Origin of the sequence: Paenarthrobacter sp. NPDC089988 (assembly GCF_044748465.1) — a bacterium.
Lineage (GTDB): Bacteria > Actinomycetota > Actinomycetes > Actinomycetales > Micrococcaceae > Arthrobacter.
In genome coordinates, this window is the sequence record NZ_JBIVGD010000006.1 from 197,508 (window position 1) to 205,622 (window position 8,115).

Consider the following 8,115-nt stretch of genomic DNA (forward strand, 5'->3'; position numbering starts at 1 on the left):
GGCAGCCGGAACCGGTTTGGGTTTCTTTTAGGTAAAAGACATCTTGCGTCAAGAAGAAAGGTCGTGTGCTTAGCATTCTGTGATTTTTGTCGCTAACGTCGTGCTTGTGACGAATATCCAACGAACCAGTACCGCTCTGAAATCCAAGACCAAAACGGACATCACGGACGGACTTCGTTTCGGCCGGTTCCCCATCACGGCGGTCCAGCCAGTGGTTGAGGGTGGCCGCTTCCCGGCCAAGGCCCTCCCCGGCGAGGACATCCAGGTGGCCGCCACCGTGTTCCGCGAAGGACACGACCAACTGGGCGTCTCGGCAGTTCTCCTGGATCCCCGCGGCAAAGAGCGCCAGAGGATTCGTCTTGAACCGTCCCAGCAGGAACGGTGGAAGGGCCGTGACCGCTGGGAAGGCCTGCTGACGCCCACGGCGGCGGGGCCCTGGACCTTCGTCATCGAAGCCTGGCACGACCGCTACGGTACGTGGCACCATAACGCCGAAGTGAAGGTGGCCGCGGGAATCGACGTTGAGTTGATGCTCGCCGAAGGTGCCGTGCTCCTGGCTGAAGCGGCAGATGACGACGCCGGCCGCAGCGCCGCGGACAGGCGCACCTTCCGCGCAGCTTCCGTGGCACTGGCCGACACCACAAAATCTGCCGAGGAGCGCCTTGGTGCCGGTTTCAGCGCAGAGGTGCTGGCCGCCGTCGGGCGTGTCCCGATCCGTGAGCTGGTAACGGTCTCCGAGCGGTTCCCGCTGAAGGTTGAACGGGACCTCGCCGGCCGTGCCGCTTGGTATGAGTTCTTTCCGCGCTCCGAAGGCGCCGTCCTGGACCACGCCACAGGGGTGTGGACGTCAGGCAACTTCCGCACTGCAGCCAAGCGCCTGGACGCCGTTGCGGAGATGGGTTTCGATGTCATCTACATGCCTCCGATCCACCCGATCGGATTCCAGCACCGCAAGGGCCGCAACAACACGCTGACCCCGGGACCGCAGGATCCCGGCTCGCCGTGGGCTATCGGTTCCAAGGACGGTGGCCACGACGCCATCCACCCGGAGCTGGGAACCTTTGAGGACTTTGACGCTTTCGTGGCCCGGGCCAATGACCTCGGCCTGGAAGTGGCCATGGACCTTGCTCTGCAGGCCGCTCCGGACCACCCCTGGGTCACTTCCAACCCGGAGTGGTTCACCACCCGCGTGGACGGCACCATCGCTTATGCGGAAAACCCGCCCAAGAAGTACCAGGATATTTACCCGCTGAATTTCGATAACGATCCTGCGGGAATTTCCAAGGAAATCCTGCGGATCGTGCAGCTGTGGATCAGCCACGGCGTGAAGGTTTTCCGCGTGGATAATCCGCACACCAAGCCGGTGTGGTTCTGGGAATGGCTGATCGGGAAGATCAACAAGAAGAACCCCGAGGTGGTTTTCCTAGCCGAGGCCTTCACCCGCCCCGCCATGATGCATGCGCTGGGCCGCGCGGGCTTCCAGCAGTCCTACACCTACTTCACGTGGCGCAACACCAAGACCGAACTGGAGGAGTACTTCCACGAAGTCAGCCACGAAAGCGCCGCGTTCTTCCGGCCGAACTTCTTCGTGAACACGCCGGACATCCTCACCGAGTATCTGCAATTCGGTGGTCCTGCGGCCTTCAAGGTCCGCGCCGCGCTCGCTTCGACGGCCAGTCCGCTCTGGGGCGTGTACGCAGGCTACGAGCTGTATGAGCACGTGGCCCGGCCGGGCGCCGAGGAGTACATCGACAACGAGAAGTTCGAGTACAAGGCCAGGGATTGGGACGGCGCTGCCGAGTCGGGACGCACCTTGGCCCCGTACATCACGCGCCTTAACACCATCCGCAAGGACCACCCGGCACTGGGCGACCTGCAGAACCTGACCCTGCACCGGAGTACGGATGATGCCACGATCGTGTACTCCAAGCACAAGACCCTCCCGGACGGCACCAAGGACACGCTGATCATCGTGGTCAACGTGGATCCGCACAGCGCCCGCGAGAGCACAGTGTCCCTGGATCTTGCAGCGTTGCACCTGGACCCCGCGGACCTGGATGAGAATGGCCGCTACTGGGTTGACGACCTCATCAGCGGCCAGAGCTGGGCGTGGGGCGAGCACAACTACGTCCGCCTGGACGCCCACGTTGAGCCGGCACACGTACTCAGCATCCGGAGGCAGCCTTAAGTGAGTTTCTCTCCGCAAAACCCGAGCCAGTACTTCACCCCGAAGAACACCTTCGAGCTGAACGCTCCCGGTCTCCAGCACGATCCCCACTGGTACCGCAAGGCTGTGTTCTACGAAGTACTGGTCCGGGCCTTTGCGGATGCCAACGGCGACGGTTCGGGAGACTTCCAAGGCCTGATCGACAAGCTGGATTACCTCCAGTGGTTGGGCGTTGACTGCCTCTGGCTGCCGCCGTTTTTCCATTCGCCCTTGCGTGATGGCGGCTACGACATTGCCGATTACACCTCTGTCCTGGACGAGTTCGGCACCATCAGCGACTTCAAGCGGCTCGTGGCAGAAGCCCACGCGCGGGGCGTCCGGGTGATCATCGACCTCCCGCTGAACCACACCTCGGACCAGCACCCCTGGTTCCAGGAATCCCGTAAGGACCCCACCGGACCCTACGGTGATTTCTATGTCTGGAGCGATACGGACGAGAAGTACCAGGATGCGCGCATCATCTTCGTGGACACCGAGGAATCCAACTGGACCTTCGATCCCATTCGGCGCCAGTTCTTCTGGCACCGCTTCTTCAGCCACCAACCAGACCTGAACTTCGAGAACCCCGCCGTGGTGGAGGCCTTGCACGACGTCATCCGGTTCTGGCTGGACCAGGGCATCGACGGGTTCCGGGCTGACGCCGTGCCGTACCTGTTCGAGGAAGACGGCACCAACTGCGAAAACCTCCCCAAGACCCACGAGTTCCTCCAAGGGCTGCGCAGGATGGTGGACGCGAGCTATCCGGGCAGGGTGATCATCGCCGAAGCGAACCAGCCGCCGCACGAGGTAGTGGAATACTTCGGGACCGAGGATGCTCCGGAGTGCCACATGGCCTTCCACTTTCCGATCATGCCCCGCCTGTACTACGCGCTGAGGGACCAGAAGGCTGCGCCGATCATCGAAACGCTGCGCGAAACACCGGACATCCCCCGGGGTGCCCAGTGGGGAACGTTCCTGCGCAACCACGACGAGCTGACCCTGGAGATGGTGCCTGCGGACGAACGGGCCGCGATGCTCGGCTGGTACGCGCCCGACCCCCGCATGCGGGCCAACATCGGCATCCGACGGCGGCTGGCACCACTGCTGGACAACTCACGCTCCGAAATCGAACTCATCAACGCCTTGCTGTTGTCCCTTCCCGGGAGCCCCTTCCTGTACTACGGGGACGAGATCGGAATGGGGGACAACATCTGGCTGGACGACCGCGATGCCGTGCGCACTCCGATGCAATGGAATCCGGACCGCAACGCAGGATTCTCCAGTGCGGATCCGGGCAAGCTCTTCCTCCCGGTGATCCAGTCGCTTGTGTACAACTTCGGGATGGCGAACGTGGAGGCGCAGGCCGCGCACTCCGGTTCGCTGCTCCGGTGGACCCGGCAAATACTCAGCGTCCGCAAGAACCACCCCGCCTTCGGCTTGGGCAATTTCCGCCACATCGAGGCCGACCACGAGGTGGTTCTTGCGTACGTCCGGGAACTTCCGCCGGGCAATGCCGAAGGCGAAACCGCAGAAACCATCCTGTGCGTCTTCAATCTTTCACAACATCCAGTGGCCGCTTCCCTGGACCTGCCTGAGTTTGTGGGCAGGGGATTCCGGGACATTTTCGGCGGCCAGCCCTTCCCCGCCGTGGGCGATAACGGCCAACTCAGTGTCATGTTGGGAAGCCACAACTTCTACTGGTTGCGGCTGCGCTCTGCGTCTTCCAACCCATCGTCGCCCTTTACGCAGGCGATTCCCGTGGTGTCGACCAAAGGATGAGATGAGCAAGGGAACACTTAACCCCGCCGTTGAAAGCCTTCTCCGGAACTGGCTGCCCACCAAACGCTGGTTCCCGGTGAAGAATCCCGACTTTGCGCTGGAGCGCGTGGGAGGCTTCCACCTTCCGGCCCCGGGAGGGAAGCCAGCCTCGGAGGTCCTGCTGCTCGGGGTGACGTACAGGACGGCCGACGGCGGTCCCCGGACCGACGTGGTGCAGGTCCCGCTGAGCTTCCGCAGCCAGCCCTTGATCGAGGCGCCTACGGCCCTGCTTGGCGAGGTAACGGACCCGGAGCACGGCCTGCAGCTGGTCTACGATGCCGTCTTCGATGGCGCCTTCATTGAGTCGTGGCTTGAACTGATGCGCGAAGGCGGCGCGGCAGGGGAGGGCACTGTCCGCGGTCACCTCACGCAGGGACGGGTTACCTTGCCTGGGCGCCCCCGCTCCGTGAAGGTCCTCTCCAGCGAGCAGTCCAACACCTCCGTCATAGTGGACGACGGCGGGTCGTCGGCGATCGTGAAGATCTTCCGTGTGTTGGCGGCCGGGAAGAATCCGGAAATCGAGCTGGGTGCGGCACTCACCGCGGCCGGCACGAGCGAGGTGCCCGCCACGCTCGGCTGGATCACCGGCTCTTGGGAGTCGGCGGATGATCCATCCACGGGTGAGCTCACCGTTGCCCACGAGTTCCTGCACGGTGGCCAGGACGCGTGGCGCCTGGCGGTTGAGGCTGCTGCCTCCGGAACCGACTTCACGGCTGAAGCGCGCGGGCTGGGTGCTGCCACGGCAACTGTCCACGCACGACTCTCGGAAACCTTCGGCGCCATTGACGGCAGCGGTCAGGGAGCCCACATTATCGCGACGCTCGCCCGGCGGGTCCGCCAGTCATGGGCGGAGGCGGCTGCCGCCGTCGGGCCTTATGACCAGAGTCTTGATGAGCTGCTGTCCGCCCTGGACACTACCGCAGTGGGCCAGTTGCAGCGCGTCCACGGCGACCTCCACCTCGGCCAGATCCTTTGGGTTCCGGCCGGGGAAGGACAGCCGGGCAGGTGGGCCATTCTCGACTTCGAGGGCGAACCCCTGCGCACCATCGAAGAACGTAACACTCCGGACCTGCCGCTGCGCGACGTGGTGGGAATGCTCCGTTCCTTTGACTACGCCGCGGGTGCCGCCGTCCGCGAAAATGCGGATGCCACGGTGCCGGGAGCCTGGGTGGAGGACTGCGCTGAAGCGTTCCTTGCCGGTTATGCCGAAGTCAACCCCGGTACCGTGGACCGCGGCTCGCCGCTCTTTGTGGCATTGTGGCTGGACAAGGCCTTATACGAGGTGGTTTACGAGCTGCGGAACCGGCCGGACTGGCTGTCCATTCCGGTCAACGCAGCCCGGCAAATCCTCGACAAAACGAGCCGCGGCAAGCACGCTGCGGCTACAGCGGAAGGTAATGACATGACTGGCTCTGCACGCACCGAACGGCCCCGGGTCCCGATGCCGGTTGACCCCGAGACCTTGGCCCGTGTGGCAGCCGGTGCCTACCACGCGCCGCACTCGGTGCTCGGCGCACACCTTGACGATCATGGCCACGTAACCATCCGCACGGTGAAGCACCTCGCCAAGTCCGTAACGGTGGTGACTGAGGCCGGTCGCACGCCCATGGAGCACGAATCCAATGGTGTGTGGGTAGCGGTCTTGGAACCGCTGCAGGCCGGCCACGTGCCGGACTACCGCTTGGACGTGGTGTACGACGCCGAATCGGTCACCATTGATGACCCGTACCACTACCTGCCCACGGTGGGTGAAGTGGACCTGCACCTCATCGGTGAGGGCCGGCACGAGCGGCTCTGGGATGTCCTGGGCGCGCACCTGCAGGACTACCGCACCTCGCTGGGGGACGTCTCCGGTGTTTCCTTCGCAGTGTGGGCGCCGAACGCACAGGCGGTCAGGGTCAAGGGCGACTTCAACGGCTGGGATGGCCGGAACCATGCCCTTCGGTCCCTGGGTTCGTCCGGTGTCTGGGAGGCCTTCATTCCCGGGGTTGTAGCAGGGGCGTGCTACAAATACGAGATCCTTACCCGCTCCGGTCACTGGGTGGAGAAAGCCGATCCTCTGGCATTTGGCACGGAGGTCCCGCCGCTGACTGCATCCCGGGTTGTTGACTCCAGCTACCGCTTCAAGGACTCGGAATGGATGGCGGCGCGTGCCCAGCGCGATCCGCACAACTCGCCCATGAGCGTCTACGAAGTCCACCTCGGCTCCTGGCGCCTCGGCCTTGGCTACAAGGAACTGGCCAAGGAACTCGTGGAGTACGTGAAGTGGCTTGGCTTCACCCACGTGGAATTCATGCCCGTGGCCGAGCACCCCTTCGGCGGATCCTGGGGCTACCAGGTCACGTCCTACTTCGCGCCGACGTCCAGGTTCGGGCACCCCGACGAGTTCCGGTTCCTGGTTGATTCACTCCACCAAGCGGGCATCGGTGTGCTCCTGGACTGGGTACCCGCGCACTTCCCCAAGGACTCGTGGGCCCTGGCCCAGTTCGATGGCGAAGCGCTGTACGAACACTCCGACCCAGCCCTGGGAGAACACCCGGACTGGGGCACGTTGATCTTCGACTTCGGCCGTCGCGAGGTACGCAACTTCCTGGTGGCCAACGCCCTCTACTGGCTCGACGAATTCCACATCGACGGGCTGCGGGTGGACGCCGTTGCGTCCATGATCTACCTGGACTACTCCCGCGAGGAAGGCCAGTGGCGGCCCAACAAGTTTGGCGGACGCGAAAACCTTGAGGCGATCTCCTTCATGCAGGAAGTCAACGCCACGGTCTATAAGACGCACCCCGGTGCGGTGACCATTGCCGAAGAGTCCACGGCGTTTCCGGGAGTCACGGCTCCCACCAGCCACGGGGGACTTGGGTTCGGCCTCAAATGGAACATGGGCTGGATGCACGACTCCCTGAAGTACATCTCCGAAGACCCGGTCAACCGCAAGTGGCACCACGGAACCATCACGTTCTCCCTGGTGTACGCGTTCTCGGAAAACTTCCTTCTGCCCATCAGCCATGACGAGGTTGTGCACGGCAAGGGATCCATGCTCAGGAAGATGCCCGGCGACCGTTGGCAACAGTTGGCCAACCTCCGCGCCTTCTTCGCGTACCAGTGGGCGCACCCCGGCAAGCAACTCATCTTCATGGGCACCGAATTTGGGCAGGAAGCAGAGTGGTCCGAGCAGCACGGCCTGGACTGGTTCCTCGCCGATATCCCTGCGCACCGCGGACTCCAGTTGCTGGTGAAGGACATCAATGCGGTCTACGCGGGCACCCCGGCCCTGTACAGCCAGGACAACGACGCCGCCGGGTTCCAGTGGATCAATGGTGGAGACGCCGACAAGAATGTGCTGACCTTTGTGCGATACGACCGTGCCGGCAAGGCACTGGTTTGTGCCGTGAACTTCTCCGGCGGCCCGCACGAGGGGTACATCCTGGGGGTTCCGTCGGCAGGGGAATGGAAGGAAGTGCTCAACACCGACGCCGAAGCCTATGGCGGTTCCGGTGTAGTGAACGCCGGGACGTTGAAGGCTGTCTCGCCCGGCACCGATGGCCAGCCGGCAGCGCTGACCGTAACACTTCCGCCGCTCGGCGCCTCGTGGTTCACGCTGGCTGACTAGTCTGCTGTGGCGGACAGGAGGGCCCGGTCCCAATGAGACCGGGCCCTTCTTCCTTGTGTTTCCGCGGTTTTCGCTCGCTTCGAGGGGGCCGTTCTCCCTCGGTTTTGCGATCCGGGAAGAGTAGGCGTATAGTTAGTACCCGCGCTGCTCCTCGAGCAGGGATCGCAAGCTGACAAGAAACCGCAAGGAAAAATCAAGTCAAGCTCGCCGATTTGACTCGAAGGAAGCGCGCGGGTAAGTTTGAAAAGTTGCTCCGGAGCGATCTGCTTGGCCCTTTATGGGTTGGTGGTGGTGCCGGTAGTGTCTGTTGTTTGAGAACTCAATAGTGTGCCAAGTTTGTTGATACCGATTGTTTTATTGATTGGTTGAATTTTTTTGCTGGATCATTGCGCACCCCCGTGTGTGGTGGTTTGGTTTTCAGCTGGTTTCAGATTTGCAGCTGCTTTTGCCGTGATTTCCGGTGGGGGTGGTTGTGTTT

The 8,115-nt window shown here is 63.0% G+C and carries 3 protein-coding genes; all 3 read left to right on the forward strand.

The window, feature by feature from the left end; all coding sequences use genetic code 11:
* The first annotated feature begins 106 nt into the window (after positions 1-106).
* The 3 genes from ACIPV6_RS10090 to ACIPV6_RS10100 are packed head-to-tail and all read left to right on the forward strand — an operon-like array spanning position 107 to position 7,637.
* A complete protein-coding gene (locus ACIPV6_RS10090; protein WP_400270733.1) occupies positions 107-2,188 on the forward strand; it encodes an alpha-1,4-glucan--maltose-1-phosphate maltosyltransferase in 2,082 nt (693 codons plus the stop codon).
* Positions 2,189-3,985 (forward strand): maltose alpha-D-glucosyltransferase, encoded by a 1,797-nt coding sequence (treS, locus tag ACIPV6_RS10095; protein ID WP_400270734.1) that lies wholly within the window; start codon positions 2,189-2,191, stop codon positions 3,983-3,985.
* A 1-nt stretch (position 3,986) separates the two neighbouring features.
* Positions 3,987-7,637 (forward strand): 1,4-alpha-glucan branching enzyme, encoded by a 3,651-nt coding sequence (locus ACIPV6_RS10100; protein ID WP_400270735.1) that lies wholly within the window; start codon positions 3,987-3,989, stop codon positions 7,635-7,637.
* Positions 7,638-8,115: the final 478 nt, after the last annotated feature.

Excerpts from the sequence above, each read along its gene's own strand:
- ACIPV6_RS10100 (WP_400270735.1), top strand. The coding sequence starts at position 3,987 with ATGAGCAAGGGAACACTTAACCCCGCCGTTGAAAGCCTTCTCCGGAAC.